This is a genomic window from Heliomicrobium undosum (assembly GCF_009877425.1).
In the GTDB taxonomy this organism is placed as follows: Bacteria; Bacillota; Desulfitobacteriia; order Heliobacteriales; family Heliobacteriaceae; genus Heliomicrobium; species Heliomicrobium undosum.
On the sequence record NZ_WXEY01000011.1, the window covers coordinates 20,154 to 44,785 of the forward strand.

The 24,632-nt window shown below is 59.0% G+C and carries 21 protein-coding genes and 1 other annotated feature; all 21 genes read left to right on the top strand.

Annotation, left to right across the window (positions count from 1 at the left end):
* Positions 1-151: 151 nt before the first annotated feature.
* The 21 genes from gltX (at position 152) to tuf (ending at position 23,479) form a co-directional block, all read left to right on the top strand.
* Entirely contained in the window at positions 152-1,621 is a 1,470-nt protein-coding gene (gene gltX / locus GTO91_RS10950; protein WP_161258762.1) for a glutamate--tRNA ligase, read from the top strand.
* Between the two features lie 441 nt (positions 1,622-2,062).
* Positions 2,063-2,773: a serine O-acetyltransferase gene (cysE, locus tag GTO91_RS10955; protein ID WP_161258763.1), complete on the top strand. Its 711-nt coding sequence runs from the start codon at positions 2,063-2,065 to the stop codon at positions 2,771-2,773.
* Positions 2,721-4,160, top strand: a complete 1,440-nt coding sequence (gene cysS, locus GTO91_RS10960; RefSeq protein WP_170294205.1) for a cysteine--tRNA ligase — start codon at positions 2,721-2,723, stop codon at positions 4,158-4,160. Before cysE ends, cysS begins: the two co-directional genes overlap by 53 nt.
* Positions 4,161-4,162: 2 nt before the next feature.
* The gene (locus GTO91_RS10965; RefSeq protein WP_328793785.1) at positions 4,163-4,675 is read left to right on the top strand and encodes a Mini-ribonuclease 3; all 513 of its coding nucleotides are present in this window, start codon (positions 4,163-4,165) and stop codon (positions 4,673-4,675) included.
* Between the two features lies 1 nt (position 4,676).
* Positions 4,677-5,993 carry a 23S rRNA (guanosine(2251)-2'-O)-methyltransferase RlmB gene (gene rlmB / locus GTO91_RS18170; RefSeq protein ID WP_235919545.1) on the top strand — a complete coding sequence of 439 codons (1,317 nt, stop codon included), beginning with the start codon at positions 4,677-4,679 and terminating at the stop codon, positions 5,991-5,993.
* A gap of 15 nt (positions 5,994-6,008) precedes the next feature.
* Positions 6,009-6,530: an NYN domain-containing protein gene (locus tag GTO91_RS10975; protein ID WP_161258765.1), complete on the top strand. Its 522-nt coding sequence runs from the start codon at positions 6,009-6,011 to the stop codon at positions 6,528-6,530.
* A 152-nt stretch (positions 6,531-6,682) separates the two neighbouring features.
* The gene (gene sigH / locus GTO91_RS10980; protein WP_328793786.1) at positions 6,683-7,411 is read left to right on the top strand and encodes an RNA polymerase sporulation sigma factor SigH; all 729 of its coding nucleotides are present in this window, start codon (positions 6,683-6,685) and stop codon (positions 7,409-7,411) included.
* 219 nt (positions 7,412-7,630) lie between these two features.
* Positions 7,631-7,780 carry a 50S ribosomal protein L33 gene (gene rpmG, locus GTO91_RS10985; protein ID WP_161258766.1) on the top strand — a complete coding sequence of 50 codons (150 nt, stop codon included), beginning with the start codon at positions 7,631-7,633 and terminating at the stop codon, positions 7,778-7,780.
* 99 nt (positions 7,781-7,879) lie between these two features.
* A complete protein-coding gene (gene secE / locus GTO91_RS18670) occupies positions 7,880-8,197 on the top strand; it encodes a preprotein translocase subunit SecE (protein ID WP_328793787.1) in 318 nt (105 codons plus the stop codon).
* Positions 8,198-8,199: 2 nt separating this feature from the next.
* A complete protein-coding gene (nusG, locus tag GTO91_RS10995; protein ID WP_161258845.1) occupies positions 8,200-8,724 on the top strand; it encodes a transcription termination/antitermination protein NusG in 525 nt (174 codons plus the stop codon).
* 40 nt (positions 8,725-8,764) lie between these two features.
* On the top strand, positions 8,765-9,187 hold the full coding sequence (gene rplK, locus GTO91_RS11000) for a 50S ribosomal protein L11 (RefSeq protein WP_161258767.1): 423 nt from the start codon (positions 8,765-8,767) through the stop codon (positions 9,185-9,187).
* A gap of 62 nt (positions 9,188-9,249) precedes the next feature.
* Positions 9,250-9,960 (top strand): 50S ribosomal protein L1, encoded by a 711-nt coding sequence (rplA, locus tag GTO91_RS11005; protein WP_161258768.1) that lies wholly within the window; start codon positions 9,250-9,252, stop codon positions 9,958-9,960.
* Positions 9,961-10,017: 57 nt separating this feature from the next.
* Positions 10,018-10,195: a sequence feature (ribosomal protein L10 leader region), on the top strand.
* A gap of 25 nt (positions 10,196-10,220) precedes the next feature.
* Positions 10,221-10,751, top strand: a complete 531-nt coding sequence (rplJ, locus tag GTO91_RS11010) for a 50S ribosomal protein L10 (RefSeq protein WP_161258769.1) — start codon at positions 10,221-10,223, stop codon at positions 10,749-10,751.
* A 106-nt stretch (positions 10,752-10,857) separates the two neighbouring features.
* Complete coding sequence (gene rplL / locus GTO91_RS11015) at positions 10,858-11,235, top strand: 50S ribosomal protein L7/L12 (RefSeq protein ID WP_161258770.1); 378 nt, start codon at positions 10,858-10,860, stop codon at positions 11,233-11,235.
* A 368-nt stretch (positions 11,236-11,603) separates the two neighbouring features.
* The gene (gene rpoB, locus GTO91_RS11020) at positions 11,604-15,068 is read left to right on the top strand and encodes a DNA-directed RNA polymerase subunit beta (RefSeq protein WP_161258771.1); all 3,465 of its coding nucleotides are present in this window, start codon (positions 11,604-11,606) and stop codon (positions 15,066-15,068) included.
* 38 nt (positions 15,069-15,106) lie between these two features.
* Entirely contained in the window at positions 15,107-18,649 is a 3,543-nt protein-coding gene (gene rpoC / locus GTO91_RS11025) for a DNA-directed RNA polymerase subunit beta' (RefSeq protein ID WP_161258772.1), read from the top strand.
* Between the two features lie 185 nt (positions 18,650-18,834).
* A complete protein-coding gene (locus GTO91_RS11030; protein WP_161258773.1) occupies positions 18,835-19,086 on the top strand; it encodes a L7Ae/L30e/S12e/Gadd45 family ribosomal protein in 252 nt (83 codons plus the stop codon).
* A 68-nt stretch (positions 19,087-19,154) separates the two neighbouring features.
* On the top strand, positions 19,155-19,571 hold the full coding sequence (rpsL, locus tag GTO91_RS11035) for a 30S ribosomal protein S12 (RefSeq protein WP_161258774.1): 417 nt from the start codon (positions 19,155-19,157) through the stop codon (positions 19,569-19,571).
* Positions 19,572-19,589: 18 nt separating this feature from the next.
* Positions 19,590-20,060 carry a 30S ribosomal protein S7 gene (rpsG, locus tag GTO91_RS11040; RefSeq protein WP_161258775.1) on the top strand — a complete coding sequence of 157 codons (471 nt, stop codon included), beginning with the start codon at positions 19,590-19,592 and terminating at the stop codon, positions 20,058-20,060.
* A 51-nt stretch (positions 20,061-20,111) separates the two neighbouring features.
* A complete protein-coding gene (gene fusA, locus GTO91_RS11045) occupies positions 20,112-22,187 on the top strand; it encodes an elongation factor G (protein ID WP_161258776.1) in 2,076 nt (691 codons plus the stop codon).
* An 89-nt stretch (positions 22,188-22,276) separates the two neighbouring features.
* Positions 22,277-23,479 (top strand): elongation factor Tu, encoded by a 1,203-nt coding sequence (gene tuf, locus GTO91_RS11050; RefSeq protein WP_161258777.1) that lies wholly within the window; start codon positions 22,277-22,279, stop codon positions 23,477-23,479.
* Positions 23,480-24,632: the final 1,153 nt, after the last annotated feature.

Below are 24,632 nucleotides of genomic sequence, written 5' to 3' on the forward strand. Positions count from 1 at the left end.
GGTTTGAGCGGAGCGGCGAAAAGCGAGCGAGCCGCCGCGGAGCTCTTAGCGAACGCTGCCTTATCACCCCGATTTGCCAACCCGGTGTCGCTATATGGATTTCGATTTTCCGGGCGAGGCCTCGCCCGTAAGCAAAGGAGCCGCAAAGCGCATGGAAAACATACGCGTTCGCTTCGCCCCCAGCCCGACAGGCCCCCTGCATATCGGCGGCGCCCGTTCGGCCCTCTTCAACTTCCTACTGGCCCGCCGTTTCGGCGGTCAATTCATCGTCCGTGTCGAAGATACCGATCTGGAGCGTTCCAGCCGGGAGAGCGAGGACAACATCCTCGACGCTCTCGAATGGCTGGGCATCACCTGGGACGAGGGCATCCGCGTCGGCGGACCCCACGCCCCCTACCGGCAGACGGAGCGCCTTCACACCTACCGCGAGGCGGCTGACAAGCTGCTGGACGAAGGCAAGGCCTACCGCTGCTACTGCTCGGAAGAAGAACTGGAAGCCGAGCGTCAAGCCTTTGCCGAGAAAGGGGAACTCCCCCGTTACGGCGGCCGCTGCCGCTGCCTCAGCGCCGACGATGAGGCGCGCTTCCGGGCCGAAGGCCGGAAACCGGTCATCCGCTTCCGCGTCCCCGATGAGGGCGCCGTCGCCATCGACGACCTCGTCCGCGGCCATGTCAGCTTTGAATGCGCCGGCATCGGCGATTTCATCATCGTCAAATCGGACGGCATCCCCACCTACAACTTCGCCGTTGTCCTCGACGACGCCCTGATGGCGATCACCCATGTCATCCGCGGTGAGGAACACCTGTCCAACACGCCGCGCCAAATGCTCATCTACGACGCCCTCGGCCTGACGCCGCCCAAGTTCGCCCATGTGTCGCTCATCCTCGGCAAAGACCGCTCCAAGATGAGCAAACGCCATGGCTCCACCTCGGTCGTCGCCTACCAGCGACAGGGCTACCTGCCGGAGGCGCTCGTCAACTTCCTCGTCCTGCTTGGCTGGTCGCCGGGGGGCGAAGAGGAGATCTTCAGCCTCGACGACCTGATCGCCCAGTTCTCCCTCGACCGTGTCGCCAAGAGCCCGGCTGTCTTCGATTTTGAGAAACTGAACTGGATCAACGGCGTCTACCTCCGCAAGGCTGACCTAGACCGCCTCGTCACCCTCGCCATGCCGCACCTGCTCGAAGCCGGCGTCGTCCAGGAACCCCTCGACGAAACGGCGGCGCGCAAGGTCCGCTACATGGTGCAGGCCATCCAGGAGAAGGTCAGTTACATGGCCCAAATCGCCGACTTCATCCCGCTCTTCTTTGGCGACGACATCACCTTTGAGAGCGACGAGGCCAAAGCCGTCATGACCGAAGAACAGGTTCCCAAGGTCCTCAACGCCTTCTTGCGCAAGCTCTCGGAAGGCCGCGACCTGACGCCGGACAACATCAAGGTCATGCTCAAAGAGGTGACCAAGGAGACGAAAGAAAAGGGCCGCAATGTCTTCATGCCCATCCGCGTCGCCTTGACAGGGCAGCAGCACGGGCCTGACCTCAACGCCCTCATTGCCGCCCTGGGCCGGGAAAGCGCCGTCACCCGCATGAGACGGGCGGCGGAACTGGCGGGGGTTGCGCTGTAAACGGCGAGGCTTTTCCTGTCATTCCTCGCCGTTCAGTCGCTGAAGTCTCCCGCCGCGTTGACACCTGGTCCCGGCGCCGCCTATAATAAAGGTGTATCCCCATCAAGCCGATCCGCAAAGTCGGCAAAAACGCATCCGCTACAACGATGAGGAACGGGAGGTTCCACCTCAAATCCCCACCAGAGAAGGTCGCCTTGGCTGGAAGCGACCGGGGGCGCTTTGCGGTGGCCGTGCGCCCGGGAATCGCCGGACCGAAAACGAGTAGGTCCGGACGGCTTGGCCCCGTTACCGGCCTGCCGCGTCGCCTGATGACGTCGGCCTGAGATGGTCCTTTGGGCCAAACAGAGTGGAACCGCGAACCGCCCTTCGCCTCTGTCCTTTGACAGAGGGAAGGGTTTTTCTATTTGCTTCACTTTTTATGACAGAGGGGGAAAACTGACAATGCTTGCTCGCATCCGCAAAGACATCCAAGTCATCTTCGAACGGGATCCCGCTGCAAAGTCGGTTTGGGAGGTCGTCCTCTGTTACCCGGGCTTTCACGCCATCCTGCTGCACCGGCTGAACCACTGGCTCTATAAAAAGGGATGGGTCGTCCTGGCCCGCTTCCTCTCCCAGGTGGTGCGCTTTATCACGGGCATCGAGATCCACCCGGGCGCCAAGATCGGCGAGGGCCTCTTCATCGACCATGGCATGGGCGTCGTCATCGGCGAGACGGCTGAAGTGGGCGACAACGTGACCATCTACCAGGGCGTCACCCTGGGCGGGACGGGCAAGGAAAAAGGGAAGCGCCACCCGACCATCGGCAACAACGTCGTCGTCTCATCGGGCGCGCGGGTGCTCGGTTCGATCACCATCGGCGACAACGTCAAGATCGGCGCCGGCTCTGTCGTTTTGAAACCGGTGCCGCCCAACTGCACCGTCGTCGGCGTTCCCGGGCGCATCGTCGTCCAAGACGGCGTCAGTGTGCGGGATCGTCAACTCGTCGACCTGGAACACAACAAACTGCCCGATCCGGTGGCCGAGATGATCTTCTGCCTGCAGCGCAAGATCAGCCATCTCGAGGAACGGATCGCGCAAATGGAGGAGAACCACGGTGAGTCTGCGAGTGTACAACACCCTCAGCAGGGAAAAGGAGACGTTTGTTCCGCATAAGGCCGGACGCGTCGGCATGTATGTCTGCGGCCCGACAACATATGACTATATCCATCTGGGCAATGCGAGGCCGCTGGTCGTCTTCGATACAGTCCGCCGCTACCTGGAGCATGTCGGCTACGAGGTCGAATATATTCAGAACTTCACCGACATCGACGACAAGATCATCAACCGCGCCAACGAGATCGGCGAAGATCCCATCGCCATGGCCGCCCGTTTTGTGGAAGAATACTACCGCGACGCCAAGGCGCTCAACGTGCGGCCGGCGACCATTCACCCCAAGGTGAGCGCTCACATGGCCGAGATCATCGCCATGATCGGGGCGCTGGTCGAGAAGGGCCACGCCTACGAACTGGACGGAGATGTCTACTTCTCCATCCCCAGCTTCAAAGACTACGGCAAACTCTCGGGCCGTTCTCTTGAGGACCTGCAAGCCGGCGCGCGCGTTGATGTGAACGAACGCAAGCGCCACCCCATGGACTTCGCCCTCTGGAAAGGGGCAAAGCCCGGCGAACCCTCCTGGGAAAGCCCCTGGGGCCAGGGTCGGCCGGGCTGGCATATCGAGTGCTCCGCCATGTCCCGCAAGTACCTTGGCGACTCCTTCGACATCCACGGCGGCGGCCAGGATCTGATCTTCCCCCACCATGAGAATGAAGTCGCCCAATCGGAAGCCTGCACCGGCGTGGCCCCCATGGCCCGCTACTGGCTGCACAACGGCTTTATCACCGTCAACCAGGAGAAGATGTCCAAGTCACTGGGCAACTTCTTCACCCTCCGGGAGATCCTGAAAAAATTCCCCGGCGACGTGATCCGTTTCTACCTCCTCTCCACCCACTACCGCAGCCCCATCGACTTTGACGACAGCAAGCTGGAAGCGGCGCAAAAAGGGCTGCAGCGCCTGCGCACCAGCCGGCGCCTCATCGAAGAGACCTTGGCCGCAAGCGGGAAAGGGGGGGCGGAACGGCCCGCCGGGCAGCGGGAAAATTTGGAGGAACAGTGGACGGCCGCGAAAAACGGCTTCCGCGAGGCCATGGACGACGACTTCAACACCGCCCTCGCCCTGTCCATGCTCTTTGACCTGGCCCGGGAGGCCAACACATTCCTGCACGGCGGCTTCACCCTGTCGCCGGAAGACCGGCAAATCCTGCTCCAGGTGGGTGAAACCTTCAATGAACTGGCCGGCGTGCTCGGCATCGACCTGTCGGGAGGGGCGGCAGCGGCTGATGATTCAACCGTCGATGGTCTGATGAACCTGCTGATCGGCCTCCGCGCCGAGGCGCGGAAGAAAAAGGACTGGGCGACAGCCGACCGCATCCGCGACGGCCTGAAGGAACTGGGCATCGTCATCGAGGATACGCCCCAGGGCGCCCGCTGGAAGAAGACTTGACCGTGGAAAAAAGGGATGAACCGGTGGAACCAGGTTGCACGTTCATGGGCGGCGGTTGGAAGGACTGGCGCGGCAGCGTCCCGGCCGAACTGCCGTCGCCCCTGGCGCTGGCTTATCTGGGCGACGCCGTCTACGAGTTGTGGGTCCGCCGGACACTGATCGAGGCCGGCGTTGTCAAGGTGGCCCAGTTGCACAAGCAGGCTGTCGAGCTCGTCCGGGCCGCATCACAGGTCGCCCTGTTGCGACGCATCGAACCCCTCCTTGATGAGGAGGAAAAGGAATGGGTGCGCCGTGGCCGCAACGCTGACTCCGGCCGCTCGCCCAAATCGACCGATGTGACCACCTACCGGTTGTCGACAGGCTTCGAATGCCTCGTGGGATATTGGTCGCTCGCGCGGCCGGAGCGCCTGCCTTTCCTGCGGGAGCAGCTCGCCCTGTGGTTGGACAAGCGGGAAAACGAAAGAGGCTGCGGAAGTGACACACTTCCCGGCATGAAGGAAATGGAGCCGAAGTAGTATGAAGAGGGAAAGACAAATTCCTTCCCGTGAAAAGCCCTTTGGGAAAGGGCCGAAAGAAAACCGGGGGGCTCGCAAGGGTCCGGGTGCCGGCGAAGCGGGAGAACGCCGTGAGTTCCGCAAAGGACCGGCGACCGGTGGTTCGGGTGACCGTCGTGACTTCCGCAAGGGTCCTGCCGCCGGCGGTTTGGGTGACCAGCGGGATTTTCGCAAGGGTCCGGCCCCTGGTGAACCGGGGGACCGTCGCGACTTCCGCAAAGGCCCCGGGACCGGCGGTTTCGGCGAAAGAAGCGATTTTCGCAAGGGTCCGACCGCCGGTGAACCGGGAGGCCGCCGCGACTTCCGCAAAGGTCCGGCTGGCGGCGAAATAGGCGACCGTCGCGACTTCCGTAAAGGAGCCGGCGAAACAGGTGACCGTCGCGACTTCCGCAGGGGAGCTGGCGGACCGGAAGAGCGTCGCGAATTCGGCAAGCCCTTCGAGCCGAGAGATAATCGTGAAGGCCGTGAATCGGCAAAACCGCGCGACGGACGCGGTCGGCGCATCGCCGTGGAAAGGCCCGAGCCCGAAGAGCGGGAGGACTTGCTGGCGGGCCGGCAACCTGTCATGGAAGCGCTGAAATCTGGCCGCGCCATCAATAAGCTCGTCATCGCAAAAGGCGCCCGGGAGGGCTCCATCCGGGAGATCCTGGGCATGGCCCGCGATAAAGGCATCCCCATCACCGAACTGGAGCGGACAGTCCTCGACCAGGAGGCGCGCCACCACCAGGGCATCATCGCCCATGTGGCGCCGGTTGCCTATGTAGAGGTAGAGGAGATCCTGGAAAAAGCCAAAGCCAAAGGGGAGCCGCCCTTCGTCCTGCTCCTCGACGGACTGGAGGACCCCCACAACATCGGCGCGCTTTTGCGCACGGCCGAAGGCGCCGGTGCCCATGGCGTCGTCATCCCCAAACGACGCGGCGGGGCGATCACCAGCACCGTCGCCAAAGCCTCAGCCGGCGCCGTCGAATACGTGCCTATCGCCCGGGTGACCAACCTCGTCCAGACGGTAGGACAACTGAAAAAAGCAGGACTTTGGATCATCGGCAGCGCCATGGACGCGCCCCAACCCTATTTCCGCCAGGACTTCAAGGGCCCCGTGGGACTGATCGTCGGCAGTGAAGGCAAGGGAATCAGCCCGCTGCTGCGGGAACACTGTGATCACCTGGTCTCGATCCCCATGGGAGGAAAGGTCGACTCCCTCAACGCCTCTGTCGCCGGCGCGTTGCTCATGTACGAGCGTGTCCGCCAGCTTCAGGAGGGCGCAACGACGCAGCAATAAACCCATGGGCATGCAATGAAAGACACCCTGATCGTCGACGGGTACAACGCCTTGAACGCCTGGCCCGACCTGCATGATCTGCGCGCCCGCAGCTTCGACCACGCCCGAGACAAACTGATCGACATCCTCATGGAATACGCCGCCCTGCAGGGGCTCCGGCTGATCGTCGTCTTCGATGCCCACCATGTCAAGGGGGGGAAGGAGCGGGTCGAGGAGCGGGCCGGTGCCCGCATCGTCTACACCCGCGAAGAGGAGACGGCCGACCGGTACATCGAGCGCCTGCTGGGGCGGCAGGTCCGCGGCAACGTCTGGGTGGCTACGGGAGACGCTGTCGAGCAGGCCATCGCCCTCGGGCGGGGAGCCTGCCGGCTCCCCGTGCGGGAACTCCACGCCCAAGTCAGGGCGTCGACGCGGGAGAAAAAGCAGCGCCTGCAAGCAGGCGCAGAGGGCGATGCCCTTGACAGCCGCCTCGATAGCCGTCTCGATGAAGAACTCCGCCGGAGACTGGAACAGATGCGCCGCGGCCTGACCTCCTAAAACTGCCGATGATTGGGGGCGAGTCCTTGACGGTCAAAAAGACCTTCGGGTATAATGAGGTTGTTCCCAAAGGACAACCCGCCTTCAAGCGGAACAGGGCTTCACACGAATCGGGCGATTCGAAGGGAAACTCAATTGTGGGGGCGATAGGCGTGAGTGTGAATGCCCAGAGAGAACTGTTGGACGACTTTGAGCAACTCGTGGACGAAGAAGTCGTAGAAATGGCCAAAGAGGGCGATGAAGAAGCCCTCGAATACCTGATCAACAAATACAAGAACTTCGTTCGCGCCAAAGCGCGTTCCTACTTTTTGATCGGGGCGGATCGGGAGGACATCATTCAGGAAGGGATGATCGGCCTCTACAAAGCGATTCGCGACTTCCGCTGTGATAAGCTTTCCTCCTTTCGCGCCTTTGCCGAGCTATGCATCACCCGCCAGATCATCACGGCCATCAAGACGGCAACCCGTCAGAAGCATATCCCCCTGAACTCTTACGTCTCGTTAAACAAGCCCATCTATGATGAAGACTCTGATCGGACGCTCCTCGATGTCATTTCTGGCACCAAGATCACCGATCCGGAAGAGTTGATCATCAGCCGTGAGGAGTTCGACGATATTGAGGAAAAGATGGGCGAGATCCTGAGTTCTCTCGAATGGAAGGTCCTCATGTCCTATCTGGAGGGCAAGTCCTATCAGGAGATCGCTGTTGATTTAAAGCGGCACGTCAAGTCCATCGACAACGCCTTGCAGCGGGTTAAGCGCAAGTTGGAAAAATACCTGGAAAACCGGGACGAGGAACGTCTGGCCGGCGCCCTGCGCGATCGGTGCCCTACCCGGGAAGTCCGTTTTTTAACCAAAGAAATCGTGGACGAGCCGAAATAATCCACCTGGAGACGGGTGGATTTTTCGCCGGATAAAGACATTTTTCTGAGGGCATACTTTGTAGAGAGTGCCCTCTTTTATTGCGTCCTGCGCGGGCAGGAACCACCCGGGAATGTTGTTGACTTCCGTTTTTGCTTGTGCTAAAGTAATGTGAGTAATGGGCAAATTCGGACCACCCGGTACGGGTGGTTTTGTCAATGCAACGGGGGAGGTGTCGCAATGCGTGTCGGTGTTACCCTGGCCTGCACGGAGTGCAAGCGCCGGAATTACATGACGAACAAGAACAAGAAGAACGATCCTGATCGTATCGAGTTGAAGAAGTACTGCAAATGGTGCAAGACGCAAAAGGTCCATAAAGAGACCAAGTAGGTCTGTGCTCACTTGCGGTGCTGTCGCCGTCCCTAATCCGCCGGACGTGGGTAGCGCCATGACTTGCGGCGAATCGGTGTTTGAGGAAGGGAAGTTCCAGTGGGCGAGATAAAACAAACGGATAAGCCTGAAAAGGTCGAGAAAACAGAAAAAGCGACCAAAGCAACCCTGGTCAAGGACGCTGCCAAAAAAGGGGAGCCGGCAAAAAAACCCGCTGTTACACGTTCTTCAACGATGGAACGCTCCCAGAACTTCGCCCGCGGCGTAGCCAGCGAGATGAAGAAGGTCCATTGGCCGACCCGCCAGGAAGTGATCACCTACACAGGTGTCGTCCTCACCGCTGTCGTCTTCGTGGCGGCGCTGATTTTCGTAGTCGATGAAGCCTTGAGTCTCACGCTGAAAGCATTGATCAAGTGACCATGGAAAAGCAGTGGTACGTGATCCATACTTACTCCGGCTATGAGAACAAGGTGAAGGCCAACCTGGAACGCCGTGTCGAATCGATGAACATGGAGGACAAGATCTTTCGCATCCTCGTCCCCATGGAAGACGAAGTCGAGATCAAAAACGGCAAGCGCAAGGTAACGAAGCGCAAGGTCTTCCCAGGTTATGTCATCGTTGAGATGATCATGACGGACGACTCCTGGTATGTAGTGCGCAACACGCCTGGGGTAACCGGCTTTGTGGGTCCGGGAACAAAACCGATTCCCTTGCAGCCTGGCGAAGCGGCGCACATCCTGAAATCGATGGGCCTTGATGAGGCGCGGACCCGCCACGACTATGAACTCAAGCAGAACGTGCGGGTGATCTCCGGGCCTTTTCAGGATTTTATCGGCACCATCGAAGACATTCAGCCGGAAAAAGGCAAGCTGAAGGTGCTCGTCTCCATGTTTGGCAGGGAGACGCCCGTTGAGCTTGATTTTTCACAAGTAGAAAAAGTATAAGTCGTGCTAATAGACCAAGAGAAGGAGGTGGCACCAACCAATGGCAAAAAAAGTAGTCGCAGTCGTCAAGCTGCAATGTCCTGCCGGTAAAGCGAACCCCGCCCCCCCGGTCGGTCCTGCCCTGGGCCAGCATGGGGTTAACATTATGGCCTTTTGCAAGCAGTACAACGAAGCTACCGCGGCCCAAGCCGGCCTGATCATCCCGGTGGAAATTACGGTGTATGAAGACCGTTCCTTCACCTTCGTGACCAAGACGCCCCCGGCCGCCGTTCTGCTGAAAAAAGCAGCCGGTATCGAAACAGCATCCGGCACGCCCAACAAGAAAAAAGTCGGCAAGGTTCCTCGCGCGAAAGTGCAGGAAATCGCCGAAATGAAGATGAAAGACCTCAACGCGGCCAGCGTCGAGGCGGCCATGCGCATGATCGAGGGCACCGCCCGCAGCATGGGCATTGAGATCGTCTAATCGGGATCGCGTTGACCCAGTGGGAGGGCTAAAGCCCGCCAACACCACGAGGAGGATAAAACATGCCGAAACACGGGAAAAAGTATCTGGAACAGGCCAAACTGGTTGACCGGGATCAAGTCCTGGAAGCCCAAGAGGCCATGGATATGGTCAAGAAGATGGCAACCGCCAAGTTCGATGAGACGGTGGAAGCCGCCTTCCGGCTCGGCGTCGATCCGCGCCATGCCGACCAGATGATCCGGGGCGCTGTCGTTCTGCCCCATGGCACCGGCAAATCCCGGAAAGTGGCCGTCTTCGCCAAGGGCGACAAGGCCAAGGAAGCCGAAGCTGCCGGCGCTGATGCCGTTGGCGCCGAGGATCTCGTTGAAAAGATCCAGGGCGGCTGGCTGGACTTTGACGTGGCTGTCGCCACGCCCGACGTGATGGGTCTCGTCGGTAAACTGGGCCGTTTGCTCGGTCCCAAGGGCTTGATGCCCAACCCCAAGACCGGCACCGTCACCTTTGACGTGACCCGGGCGATCCAAGAGATCAAAGCTGGTAAGATCGAATACCGCGTTGACAAGACGGGGATCATCCATGCCCCCATCGGCAAGGCTTCTTTCGATGCCCAGAAACTGCTGGAGAACTATCAGACCCTGCTGGACACCCTGATCAAGGCGAAACCGGCGGCGGCGAAAGGCCAGTACATCAAGAGCATCACCTTGTCGTCCACGATGAGCCCTGGCGTTCGCATCAACCCGCTGAAGCCTCATGCCGTTCAGGTCCAACAGTAAATTCCGGCTTGACAACCGGAAGGCTGATGATTAGGATAGATACAGTCTAGTGACTATGAAAATTGAAAAGACTCGCTGTAGACAGCAGGCGCCGCAGTGATGCGGCTTAATGTGAAAACACCTGCCGAGGTGATTGGTCAAGATAACCAGTGAAGCGGCCTTGCGCCGGCTTCATCAGGATATGTTTTGTCGCCAAGCCTCCGCTGTCTGCAGCGGAGGCTTTTCCGCTTTCTCACCGCAAAGGGGGTGAAACAACCCGCATGGCCAATAAAGAACAAAAAGCTGCACAACTCGCTGAAATCAGAGAAACCATGGGCAAAGCCAAGTCCTGCGTGCTCGCCGACTTCCGGGGAATGACCGTCAAGGAAGCCACCAAACTGCGGAACGAGTTCCGCAAGGCCGGCGTGGAGTTCAAGGTCTGCAAAAACACCCTGACCCGCATCGTCGCCAACGAGCTCGGTATCCAAGGTCTGGACCCCTACCTGGAAGGCCCGACAGCGATCGCTTTCGGTATTGAGGACCCCGTCGCTCCCGCCAAGGTGCTGACGGAATTCGCCAAGACGACCAAGAACAAAAACTTCGCCATCAAAGCCGGCGTTGTCGAAGGCAAGGTCATCACTGTTGACGGCGTCAAGGCCCTGGCCGATCTGCCGTCGCGCGAAGTCCTGCTGGCCCAGGTCCTCGCCGGCATCCAAGGTCCCCTCGTCGGCCTGGTCAATGTCCTGCAAGGTCCCATCCGCAAACTGGGCTACGCCCTGGAAGACCTGCGCAAACAAAAGGAAAGCGCATAAGGCCAGCCGCCTGAGCGCTTAACCTAAGCCCCGCTCCTTTCCGGTAGGTTTGGAGCAAGGGCAACCCCTCAAACCATGATAATATTAAATGGAGGAATTCAATACCATGAGCAAGATCAATGAAATCATCGAAGCGGTCAAAGGCCTGACCGTTCTCGAACTGGCCGAACTGGTCAAAGCCTTCGAAGAAGAATTCGGCGTCAGCGCTGCCGCTCCCGTCGCCATGGCCGCCATGCCCGTGGCCGCCGCCGCTGCTGCTCCTGTCGAAGAGCAAACCGAATTTGACGTCATCCTGAAAGCCGCTGGCGACAAGAAAGTCAACGTCATCAAAGTCGTCCGCGAAATCACCGGCCTGGGCCTCAAAGAAGCAAAAGACCTCGTTGACGGCGCTCCCAAAGCCGTTAAAGAGAAAATCGCCAAAGAAGAAGCCGAAGCCATCAAGAAGAAGCTTGAAGAAGCCGGCGCTTCTGCCGAAGTTAAGTAATCTCGCTTCAGGAACAGTTGGAAAAAAGCAGGGCGGATCCCTCCGTCCTGCTTTTTTTCACTCCAAATATTTTTCTGGCAACGGCTCACTGTCATTGACAGTTTACGCCTCTTATGCTAATATTATATCTTGCGATTGTGCCCGTGATTGGGGTGATCACTCCAGCAAGGGTGCATTTTACCGGGAATAATTTCGGTTTCGACAGGGTAGAATACCCGGATATGAGGGGGAACCTGGGTGGACTCGCCGGGGAGGGAGTCTATTGCCGCAATCGTAGAAAAGAAACCTGGTCGTAGAGGGTAGGTGAAGACAGACCCTCGAACTGGTGTTTCTTTTGTTTTGCTATCACGATACAAGAGGTGAATCGGATGGTATATCCTGTGCAATGTGGGCCTCGCGAGCGATGGACATTTGCCCGCATCCAGGAAGTCATGGACATGCCCAATCTGATAGAAATCCAGCAGAACTCTTATCGCTGGTTTCTCGAAGAGGGTTTGCGCGAGATGTTCCGCGATATCTCGCCCATCCAGGACTTCACGGGGAACCTGATCCTGGAGTTCATCGACTATGCCCTGGGCGACCCCAAATACAGCGTGGAAGAATGCAAGGAACGCGATGTCACCTTTGCGGCCCCTTTGCGCGTCAAAGTCCGCCTGATCAACAAAGAGACGGGCGAGGTCAAAGAGCAGGAAGTCTTCATGGGCGACTTCCCGTTGATGACGGACAAAGGCACCTTCATCATCAACGGCGCTGAACGGGTCATCGTCAGCCAGCTCGTTCGTTCACCTGGTGTCTATTACAATGAAGCCATCGACCCACCAAGCGGCAAAAAGCTCTTCGGCGCCACCATCATCCCCAACCGCGGCGCCTGGCTGGAATTTGAAACCGACATCAACGACAACGTCTTCGTGCGCATCGACCGCACCCGCAAGCTGCCGGCGACCGTGCTCATCCGGGCCTTGGGTTATTCCAACAACGCCCAGGTGCACGAACTCTTCGACGGCGACGAGCGGATCCGGATCACCCTGGAACGGGATAACACGGAAAACACGGAAGAAGCGCTCGTTGAGATCTATAAACGCCTCCGTCCCGGCGAGCCTCCGACAGTGGACAGCGCGAGGAGCCTGCTGGAGACCCTCTTTTTCGATCCCAAGCGTTACGACCTGGCCAAAGTCGGCCGTTATAAGATCAATAAACGCCTCGGTGTCAGCGTGGAACGGGAGATCCGCCACCTGACTCGGGATGACATCATCGCCGCCGTCCGGGAACTGCTCAAGCTGATGCAGGGCGAGGGACGGGCCGACGATATCGACCACTTGGGCAACCGCCGCCTCCGCTCTGTCGGCGAACTGTTGCAGAACCAGTTCCGCATCGGCCTCTCGCGGATGGAACGGGTGGTTCGCGAGCGGATGACCATCCAGGACGTGGAGGTCATCACGCCGCAGGTGCTGATCAACATCCGTCCTGTCGTGGCCGCCATCAAGGAGTTCTTCGGCTCCTCCCAGCTCTCCCAGTTCATGGACCAGACGAACCCGCTGGCCGAACTGACCCACAAGCGCCGCCTCTCCGCCCTCGGTCCCGGCGGTCTTTCGCGGGAACGGGCCGGCTTCGAAGTGCGCGACGTTCACCACTCCCACTATGGACGCATGTGCCCCATCGAGACGCCGGAAGGTCCCAACATCGGCCTGATCGGCTCATTGTCCACCTTTGCGCGGATCAACGAGTTTGGCTTTATTGAGACGCCCTACCGCAAGGTCGACAAGGAGCGCGGCGTCGTCACCGACCAGATCGACTACCTGACCGCCGATGAGGAAGACAAGTATATCGTGGCCCAGGCCAACGCCCCTCTCGATGAAGAAGGGCGTTTCAAGGAAAAACGGGTCAACGCCCGTCACGGCCACGACATCCTCGTCGTCCCCGTCGAAAAAGTCGACTACATGGACGTTTCACCCAAACAGGTCGTCTCCATCGCCACCGCCTTGATCCCCTTCCTGGAGCATGACGACGCCAACCGCGCCTTGATGGGCGCCAACATGCAACGCCAGGCCGTGCCCCTCTTGCGCACCGACGCCCCCTATGTGGGCACAGGGATGGAATTCAAGGCTGCCTACGACTCGGGTGTCTGCGCCATCGCCCGCAAAGCCGGCTACGTGGAGCGGGTCACTGGCGACGAGATCTTCATCCGCTGTGACGACGGCACAACCGAGCATCACAAGCTGCTCAAGTTCCTCCGTTCCAACCAGGGCACCTGCATCAACCAAAAACCGATTTGCTATAAAGGGCAGCGCGTCGAGGCCGGCCAGACCATCGCCGACGGCCCCTCGACCGATCAGGGCGAATTGGCCCTGGGGCGCAACGTCCTCGTCGCCTTCATGACCTGGGAAGGCTACAACTACGAAGACGCCATCTTGGTCAACGAAAAACTGGTCAAAGAGGACTACTTCACCTCCATTCATATTGAAGAATATGAATGCGACTCTCGCGACACCAAGCTGGGACCAGAAGAGATCACCCGCGACATCCCCAACGTGGGCGATGAGGTCTTAAAAGACCTGGACGATCGCGGCATCATCCGCGTCGGCGCCGAGGTCCGCCCCGGCGACATCCTCGTCGGCAAGGTTACCCCCAAAGGCGAGACGGAATTGACGGCGGAAGAGCGCCTGCTGCGGGCCATCTTCGGCGAAAAGGCGCGGGAAGTGCGCGACACCTCCTTGCGCGTCCCCCACGGGGAAGCCGGCAAGATCGTCGACGTCAAGGTGTTCTCGCGGGAAAACGGCGACGAACTTGCGCCTGGCGTCAACCAACTGGTGCGCGTCTATATCGCTCAGAAGCGGAAAATCTCCGAGGGCGACAAGATGGCCGGCCGCCACGGTAACAAGGGCGTCATCTCCCGGATCATGCCGGAAGCCGACATGCCCTACCTGGCCGACGGCACGCCCGTCGAAATCGTACTCAATCCCCTGGGTGTTCCCTCGCGGATGAACATCGGTCAGATCCTGGAGACCCACCTCGGTTGGGCTTCCAAGCATATGGACCGCGGTTTCCTCGCCGAAGGGACGCCGAGCGGAGAAAAAGGGATCCGCGTGGCCACGCCGGTCTTTGACGGCGCCACAGAAGATGATATCTTTGAATTCCTCACCAAGGCAGGGTTGCCCAAATCGAACGAAGTGGCCTTGACGGACACCCGGACCGAGGGCCTGCGCGAGACCATGGCCGCTGTTCCCCTTGGCAAATCAATCCTCTATGACGGCCGGACTGGCGAACCCTTCGACAATCCGATCACCGTCGGCTATATGTACATGTTGAAACTGGCCCACCTTGTTGACGACAAGATCCACGCTCGTTCGACCGGTCCCTACTCGCTCGTCACGCAGCAGCCCTTGGGCGGCAAGGCCCAGTTCGGCGGCCAGCGTTTCGGCGAGATGGAGGTTTGGGCGCTCGAGGCCTACGGGGCCGCCTACACCCTGCAGGAGATCCTCACCGTCAAATCGGACGACGTGGTCGGTCGTGTGAAAACATACGAAGCGATCGTCAAGGGCGAGAACATCCCCGAACCGGGCGTGCCCGAATCCTTCAAGGTATTGATCAAAGAACTGCAGAGCCTGGGCTTGGATGTCAAAATCCTCTCGGAAGACGAACGGGAAATCGAGATCAAGGAAGTCGAGGAAGACGTGGCCGAGACGGCCAAGGAACTCGGCATCGACATCCAAGGCGAAGATAAGCCGGAAACGGCCGGTGAGCCCGCATCGCCCGATGAAATGGATGATGAAGAGGAGATCGATTTTGCCGCCGGCTTCCTGCAGGATGCCTTGGAAGAACTGGAAGAAGACTGATCCGCCCAAAGGTGACAACCCGGAAGGGAGAGAATCCGTTGCTCGATGTCAATAATTTCGACCGCATGCGCATCGGCCTGGCTTCACCGGATCTGATCCGGCAATGGTCGAGCGGGGAAGTGAAGAAACCGGAAACCATCAACTACCGGACCCTTAAGCCGGAACGGGATGGCTTGTTCTGTGAACGGATCTTTGGCCCCACCCGCGACTGGGAGTGTCACTGCGGCAAATACAAACGGGTCCGCTACAAGGGCATCGTCTGTGACCGCTGCGGCGTCGAGGTCACCCGCTCCAAGGTCCGCCGGGAACGCCTCGGCCATATCGAACTGGCGGCGCCTGTCTCCCACATCTGGTACTTCAAAGGCATCCCCAGCCGGATGGGCCTGTTGCTCGACATGTCGCCCCGTTCGCTGGAGAAAGTCCTGTACTTTGTCGCCTACATCGTCATCGAACAGGGCGACACGCCGCTGATGAAAAAGCAGCTCCTCACGGAGACGGAATACCGGGAACACAGGGAAAAATACGGCAACCGTTTCCGCGCCGGTATGGGCGCTGAGGCGATCAAAGAACTCCTCGTCGAGATGGACCTGGATCAACTTTGCCGGGAACTGCGCCAGGAATTGAAAGAGGTGTCGGGGCAGCGGAAGGTGCGCGCCATCCGCCGCCTGGAGGTCGTGGAAGCCTTCAAAAATTCCGGCAACCGTCCCGACTGGATGATCATGGACGTCGTCCCTGTCATCCCGCCGGAACTGCGCCCCATGGTGCAACTCGACGGCGGCCGCTTCGCCACCTCTGACTTGAACGATCTTTACCGGCGCGTGATCAACCGGAACAACCGCCTCAAGCGGCTGCTCGATCTGGGCGCTCCCGACATCATCGTCCGCAACGAAAAGCGGATGCTGCAAGAAGCTGTCGACGCCCTCATCGACAACGGTCGCCGCGGCCGGCCCGTCACCGGACCGGGCAACCGACCCCTCAAGTCCCTCTCTGACATGCTCAAGGGCAAACAGGGCCGCTTCCGCCAGAACCTGCTCGGGAAACGGGTCGACTACTCCGGACGTTCCGTCATCGTCGTCGGTCCCGAACTAAAGCTGCACCAGTGCGGCCTCCCCAAAGAGATGGCGCTGGAACTGTTCAAGCCCTTTGTCATGAAAAAGCTCGTCGAGGACGGCCACGCCCACAACATCAAGAGCGCCAAGCGGATGGTGGAGCGCGTCAAAAACGAAGTCTGGGATGTCCTGGAGGACGTCATCGCCGAACACCCCGTCCTGCTCAACCGGGCGCCGACCCTGCACCGCCTCGGCATTCAGGCCTTTGAACCGGTTCTCGTCGAAGGCCGGGCGTTGCAGATCCACCCGCTCGTCTGCACGGCTTACAACGCTGACTTCGACGGCGACCAGATGGCCGTCCACGTGCCCCTCTCCGCTGAAGCCCAGGCGGAGGCGCGCAACCTGATGCTGTCGGCCCATAACATCCTTAACCCGAAGGATGGTCGGCCCGTCGCCACGCCGACCCAAGACATGGTCATCGGCGCTTATTACCTGACCATTGAGCGCGAAGGCGCCAAAGGCGAGAACATGATCTTCGCCAGCCCCGATGAGGCCATTGCCGCCTATGACGCCAAGAGCGTCAACCTGCAGGCTCGGATTCGCGTCCGGCCCACAGCGCGTGTGCAAGAAGCCCTCGAATACGCCAAAGGTGAAGCCCGCTCCTTTGATGAGCAGGGACGCCTCTCGACCACGGTGGGACGGCTGATTTTCAACAGCGTCATCCCGCCCAAGGTCGGCTACGTCAACGAGGTCGTCGGCAAGAAGCAGTTGGGGAACATCGTCGCCCGCTGCTATGACAAGTTAGGGATCAGCGAAACAGCCGCCATGCTTGACGGCATTAAAAAACTGGGTTACACCTTCTCCACCCGCGCTGGCATCACCGTCGGGATCACCGACGTGGAAGTTCCTGAAGAGAAGAAACGCCTTATCGGCGAGGCCGACGGCTTCGTAGAAAAGGTTGAACAACAGTACCGCCGCGGTTTGATCACCGAAGAGGAACGTTACCAGAAGGTTATCGACATCTGGAACAAGACAACGGACGGCGTCACCCAAGCCTTGATGCAGACGTTGGACAAATTCAACCCCGTCTACATGATGGCCAACTCGGGCGCCCGCGGTAACATTCAGCAGATCCGTCAGCTCGCCGGGATGCGCGGCTTGATGGCCGACCCGTCGGGCCGCATTATCGACCTGCCGATCAAAGCCAACTTCCGCGAAGGCCTCACCGTTTTGGAATACTTCATCTCCACCCACGGCGCCCGCAAAGGCCTTGCCGATACGGCGCTGCGGACAGCCGACTCCGGTTACCTGACCCGTCGTCTCGTCGACGTATCCCAGGATGTCATCGTGCGGGAGATCGACTGCGGCACCCACGAAGGCATCCCCGTTGAAGCGATTGTCGACGGCAAGCAGGTTATCGAAAAGCTGACCGATCGCCTCACCGGCCGCTACGCCCTGGAAGAGATCATCGATCCCGAAACGGGTGAAAAGCTTGCCGATTACAACGAAGAGATCCAGGCGGATGCCGCCGAAAGGATCGATCAGTTGATCAAACAGGGCAAGCTCAAACAGAATTCCGTCTATATCCGCAACGTATTGACCTGTCGCACCCGCTACGGTGTTTGCCGCCGCTGCTACGGCCGCAACCTGGCCACCGGCCGATCCGTCGAGATTGGCGAAGCTGTCGGCATCATCGCCGCGCAGTCCATCGGCGAACCGGGGACGCAGTTGACGATGCGGACCTTCCACACCGGCGGTGTCGCCGGCGATGACATCACCCAAGGTCTGCCGCGGGTTGAGGAACTTTTCGAAGCTCGCAAACCGAAGGGCCTGGCGATCATCGCCGAACAGGACGGTATCGTCCGGATCGTCGAGAACAAAGGCCGCAAGGATATCGAGATCGTCACCGACGACGGCGAGCAGCATCACTACGCCATTCCCTATAACTCCCGTCTGAAAATCGAAGACGGCCAGCGGGTGCAAGCCGGCGTCGAACTGACGGAAGGCTCCGTCAACCCCCATGACATGCTGCGCGTCAAGGGAATCCAGGGCGTCCAGACCTACCTGCTGCGGGAGGTCCAGCGCGTCTACCGCCTCCAGGGCGTCGACATCAACGACAAGCACATCGAGGTCATGGTCCGGCAGATGATGCGCAAGGTGAAGGTCGAGGAGCCAGGCGATACGGACCTGCTTCCCGGTGGTCTCATCGACATCGCTGACTTCGAGGCCGAGAACTTCAAAGCCATCGAAGCCGGCCTGGAACCGGCCACCGCGCGTCCGATCCTGCTGGGCATCACCAAGGCCTCACTGGCCACCGACTCCTTCCTCTCCGCCGCCTCCTTCCAGGAGACGACGCGGGTGCTCACTGAAGCCGCCATCAAAGGCAAAGTGGACCCGCTGCTCGGTCTGAAAGAAAACGTCATCATCGGCAAATTGATCCCGGCCGGCACAGGCATGTCGCGCTACCGCAACATCCAACTGCTCGCGGGCGACGAAATGGACGATGAGTACCTGGAAGACGGAACGGTCTAAGAGAGTTTTCAACAAAGTGAAAAGATAGCCTTTACTTGATAGGGGATGGGCCGGACGAAGGCGCCGCCTGACCGGCCCATTTTCCTTTATTGACAGAGACAGCGGGACGAACAGCATTTTTGTTGACACGCATCTTTGGAAGTGATACTATAATCAAGTGTGTGATTCGTTAAAGGAGGCTTACTATGCCTTTAGAGCGCTTGAAACAGGCCCGCCAGAAGACGGTTGGCACCAAGCAGACCCTGAAGGCGGTGGAGAAGGGGCAGGTCAAACTGGTCTATATCGCCGGAGACGCCGACCCCCATCTGGTGAATCCTTTAATGAAGCTGTGTGAAGAAAAGGCGATTCCCGTTGTCAACGTGGATTCGATGGAGGCGCTAGGCCTGGCTTGCAACATCAAGGTTGGCTCGGCGTCAGCGGCCATTGTGGCTGAGTAGATAATTTCTTCACTGACGATACGCATGGGTGAGTTGTAAGAAGAATTCCGGGAAGGAGGTGGATGTTCATGCCAACGATTAGCCAGTTGATCCGCAAAGGCCGCGAAGTTCTCACGGAGAAATCGACCGCTCCGGCATTGAAAGAGTGTCCGCAAAAGCGTGGGGTTTGCACCCGCGTCTATACGACGACTCCCAAGAAGCCGAACTCGGCTCTGCGCAAAGTGGCCCGGGTACGTTTGACCAACGGGGTGGAAGTGACCGCCTACATTCCCGGCATCGGGCACAACCTTCAAGAGCACTCCGTCGTTCTGGTTCGCGGAGGCCGGGTGAAAGACCTCCCCGGTGTGCGCTACCACATCGTTCGTGGCGCTCTGGATACCGCCGGTACCCAGAACCGCAACCAGGGCCGTTCGAAATATGGAACGAAGCGCCCCAAAAAAGGCGCCGCTACGGCTGCCAAAGGACCTGTCAAAGGCAAGAGGTAATGAGGGGAGGAGAATCCTATGCCGCGTAGAGGATCTGTCGCCCGGCGTGAAGTGCTCCCCGATCCCATTTACAACTCCAAGGTTGTCACGAAACTGGCAAACCAGATCATGTTGGACGGGAAAAAAAGCACTGCCGAGGCCATTTTGTACGGCGCCCTTGATGTGATCAAGGAAAAGACCAACAAGAACCCCATGGAAGTCCTGGAAGCCGCGTTGAAAAACGTGATGCCTCTCCTGGAAGTCAAAGCTCGCCGTGTCGGCGGCGCCAACTACCAGGTGCCGATCGAGGTTCGTCCCGAACGCCGCCAGACTCTGGGCCTGCGTTGGCTCATCAAGTACTCTCGTGAGCGTTCCGGCAAAACCATGATTGACAAGCTGGCTGGAGAGATCATGGATGCCGCCAACAGCACCGGCGGCGCCGTGAAGAAAAAAGAAGACACCCACAAGATGGCCGAAGCCAACAAGGCCTTCGCCCATTATCGCTGGTAAACAAACAGAGTCCCGCCAGGACCTGAGATCCGACAGAAAGGGGGAACGAGCGTGCCTAGACAGTTTCCGTTAGATAAGACACGGAACATCGGCATTATGGCCCACATCGATGCCGGCAAAACGACAACCACCGAGCGCATCCTGTTCTACACGGGCCGGGTGCACAAGATCGGTGAGGTTCATGATGGCGCTGCCACCATGGACTGGATGGTTCAAGAACAAGAACGCGGCATCACCATCACCTCTGCCGCGACGACCTGCCAATGGCGCGGGCACCGGATTAACATCATCGATACGCCCGGCCACGTGGACTTTACCGTTGAAGTCGAACGTTCCCTGCGGGTATTGGACGGGGCCGTCGCCGTCTTTTGTTCCGTTGGCGGTGTTGAACCGCAGTCGGAAACGGTATGGCGCCAAGCTGACAAGTACGGTGTTCCCCGGATCGCCTACATCAACAAGATGGACCGCATCGGCGCCGATTTTTTCCGCGGCGTCAGCATGATCCGGGAGCGCTTGGGCGCCAACCCTGTGCCCATCCAGATTCCTATTGGCTCTGAAGACCAATTCAAAGGCATCGTCGACCTGATCACGATGAAAGCCATGATCTACGTCGATGACCTGGGCAAGACGAGCGATGTCACCGAGATCCCCGAGGACCTCGCCGATATCGCCGCCGAATACCGGGAAAAGCTGCTGGAAGCGGTTGCTGAGTCTGACGAGGAACTGATGATGAAGTACCTTGAAGGGGAAGAACTGACCGAAGAGGAAGTCCGCAACGGCGTTCGTAAGAGCACCCTGGCCGTTAAGATGATCCCTGTTCTCTGCGGTTCCTCCTTCAAGAACAAAGGCGTACAGCCCCTGCTCGACGCCGTCGTTGAGTTCCTGCCGGCGCCGGTCGACATCCCTGCCGTCAAGGGCGTTAACCCCGACTCCGGCGAGGAAGATGTTCGTGAGGTTTCCGACGAAGAGCCTTTCTCCGCATTGGCCTTCAAGATCATGGCCGACCCTTATGTGGGCAAACTGGCCTTCTTCCGTGTCTACTCTGGCAAGCTGAGCTCCGGCTCATACGTGTACAACTCGACCAAGGGCAAAAAGGAACGGATCGGCCGCATCCTCCAGATGCACGCCAACCACCGGGAAGAGATCGCCGAGTTTTACACCGGTGATATCGCCGCTGCTGTCGGCCTGAAGGACACCACGACGGGCGACACCCTCTGCGATGAGAAGCAGCCCATCATCCTTGAGTCGATGCAGTTCCCTGATCCGGTCATCCACGTTGCCATTGAACCGAAGACAAAGGCCGACCAGGACAAGATGGGCATCGCCCTTCAGCGCCTGTCCGAAGAAGACCCGACCTTCCGCATGTCCACTGACCATGAAACGGGTCAGACGATCATCTCCGGTATGGGCGAACTCCACCTGGAGATCATCGTCGACCGGATGATGCGCGAGTTCAAGGTCGAAGCCAACGTCGGACGGCCTCAGGTCGCCTACAAGGAGACCATTCGCACCAAAGCCAAGGCGGAAGGCAAGTTCGTTCGCCAGTCTGGCGGTCGCGGTCAATACGGCCACGCTGTCATCGAGATCGAACCGCGTGAGCCTGGTGAAGGGTACGAATTTGTCAACAAGATCGTTGGCGGCGTGATTCCCCGCGAATACATCCAGCCCATCGACAACGGGATCCGCGAAGCCGCCGAAACAGGCGTCCTCGCCGGTTATCCCACTGTTGACTTCCGCGTCACCCTTGTCTTCGGTTCCTACCACGATGTGGACTCCTCGGAAATGGCCTTTAAGATCGCCGGCTCCATGGCGTTCAAAGAAGGCGCCGCTAAGGCCAAGCCCGTCATCCTTGAGCCGGTGATGAAAGTCGAAGTCACTGTTCCCGAGGAATACATGGGCGACGTCATCGGCGACATCAACTCCCGCCGGGGCCGCATTGAAGGCATGGAAGCGCGCGGCAACACCCAAGTGGTGCGCGGCTTCGTTCCCCTGTCGGAGATGTTCGGCTACGCCACCGACCTGCGTTCGCGCACCCAAGGCCGCGGCCAGTACGTCATGATGTACAGCCATAACGAAGAAGTGCCCCGCAACATCGCTGAAGGCATCATCGCGAAAAGAAAAGGCTAAATCGCCACAGGCGATTTTCGCCGGATAGAGGGTGGCCAAGCCGCCCTCACCAATAATCCTTAAGCCTGAAAAGGAAGGATGAGTACGAAATGGCAAAAGCCAAATTCGAGCGCACCAAGCCGCACGTGAACATCGGCACCATCGGTCACGTTGACCACGGCAAAACCACCACCACCGCTGCCATCACTCTGGTTCTCTCCAAAGTCGGCAAAGCCTCCTTCAAAAAGTACGACGAAATCGACGCTGCTCCCGAAGAGCGTGAACGCGGCATCACCATCAACACCGCCCACGTCGAGTATGAGACGGACACCCGTCACTACGCTCACGTGGACTGCCCCGGCCACGCCGACTACATCAAGAACATGATCACCGGTGCTGCCCAGATGGACGGCGCCATCCTGGTTGTGTCCGCTGCTGACGGCCCCATGCCCCAGACCCGTGAACACATCCTCCTGGCCCGCCAGGTTGGCGTTCCCTACATCGTTGTCTGGCTGAACAAAGCCGACATGGTGGACGACGCCGAACTGATGGAACTGGTTGAGATGGAAGTTCGCGAACTCCTCTCCTCCTACGAGTTCCCTGGCGACGACATTCCCATCGTTGCCGGTTCCGGCCTGAAAGCCCTCGAGTGCGGCTGCGGCAAGCGCGAGTGCGAATGGTGCGGCAAGGTCTGGTCGCTCATGGACGAAGTCGACAAGTACATCCCCACCCCCGAGCGCGCCACCGACAAGCCCTTCCTGATGCCGGTTGAAGACGTCTTCACCATCACCGGTCGCGGCACCGTCGCCACCGGCCGCGTCGAGCGTGGTCAGATCAAAGTCGGCGAAGAAATCGAGATTGTCGGTCTGGCTGAAGCCACCCGCAAGACCGTCGTCACCGGCGTTGAAATGTTCCGCAAGCTTCTCGACTTCGCCCAAGCCGGCGACAACATCGGCGCCCTGCTGCGCGGTGTTGAACGGAAAGACATCGAGCGCGGCCAGGTTCTGGCTAAGCCCGGCTCCATCAAGCCCCACACCAAGTTCACCTCCGAAGTCTACGTCCTGTCCAAAGAAGAAGGCGGCCGCCACACTCCGTTCTTCAACGGCTACCGGCCCCAGTTCTACTTCCGGACCACCGACGTCACCGGCTTCATCGAACTGCCTGAAGGCGTTGAAATGTGCATGCCTGGCGACAACATCAAGATGGTCATCGAGCTCGGCAAAACCATCGCCATCGAAGAAGGCCTCCGCTTCGCTATCCGCGAAGGCGGCCGGACCGTCGGCGCCGGTGTTGTCACCGGTATCATCGAGTAATCGATCGCCACGCGGCTAATAAGCGACCGGGTCCCTGAGGTTTCAGGCGACCCGGTCGCTTTCTTTTTGTAAGCGTCCTTGAACTTCCCTCATTATAAGATTCGCCGAGTCACAAAATTGCGGAGGGTGGCGCGGGTGCGCCAGCGGGGTTCGCTAAGAGCTCCGCGGCGGCTCGCTCGTCGGCTCCGCTCGGGCGCCAAAATCTCTCGGGTTTTTCTGCATGTCAATGGCGCCCTTTCCGCTCCGCCTCCTCACTCGCTTCTTCGCCGCTCCGCTCAAACCGCTCACCCCGCTGGCGCACCCGGTGCCACTTTGGGTGTTTTCCGTCGAACGCATAGACTATACTTTAACGGCAGCAGTAAAGAGCATGATAAAAGCCTTCCACCGTTGCTAAGGGGGAAGGCCTTCCTATTTAATATGTGCATATGGTTAGGTGACGTTAGGTTGGTAATCCGATATTGTTTGGGGTATTATAGGTGACGTATGGCGTAGTGTGGCTCTGGTTAGGGCTGATAGACTGTATAAAGAGCCGGTAGCATTATGCACCTGGCTTATTCGCTGATGTGAGTATTGCAGCGACTTCAGAAACTATTTGCTTTGCGCGGCTTTGTCCACGCTCTAGGTCTACTACACGGTCGGTCACAGCAACCAACTCTGCCCGGCCTGTGATTTGGTTTGACTCAATAGCTCGGACGACATGATATATCTCACCCTGTCGTGCCTCCATCCGGTCCAGACGCTCTAGGATCTTAAGCAGTAAATCCCGATCGGCCACTTTACCACCCCCCCCTGAAAAACATTATAGCACAATACTGATCCGGAACATCTAATATTCCTTTATTTTTCCAAATACGAATAAGCTGTTATGGTGTGCGACATCTAAAGAAAGCAAGTTGTGAAGATTACGGGCTAAATCATCCGTAATAGCCTCAAGTTTGATCTGGCGATGAAACGGATACCCCAGCCGGTTGTTTTTTTCGTATTGTGGGGGTTATTAAACTCGTTGAAATTGCTCAGCCCTGTACTCAATCTACCATAAAAGCAGGGCGGCCTGAGCGATTTGAGCGGAGCGGCGAAGAGCGAGCGCAGACGACAAGCGAGCCGCCACGGAGCTCTTAGCGAAGGTCGCCGTCAGCCCCCGCTATCGTAGCGC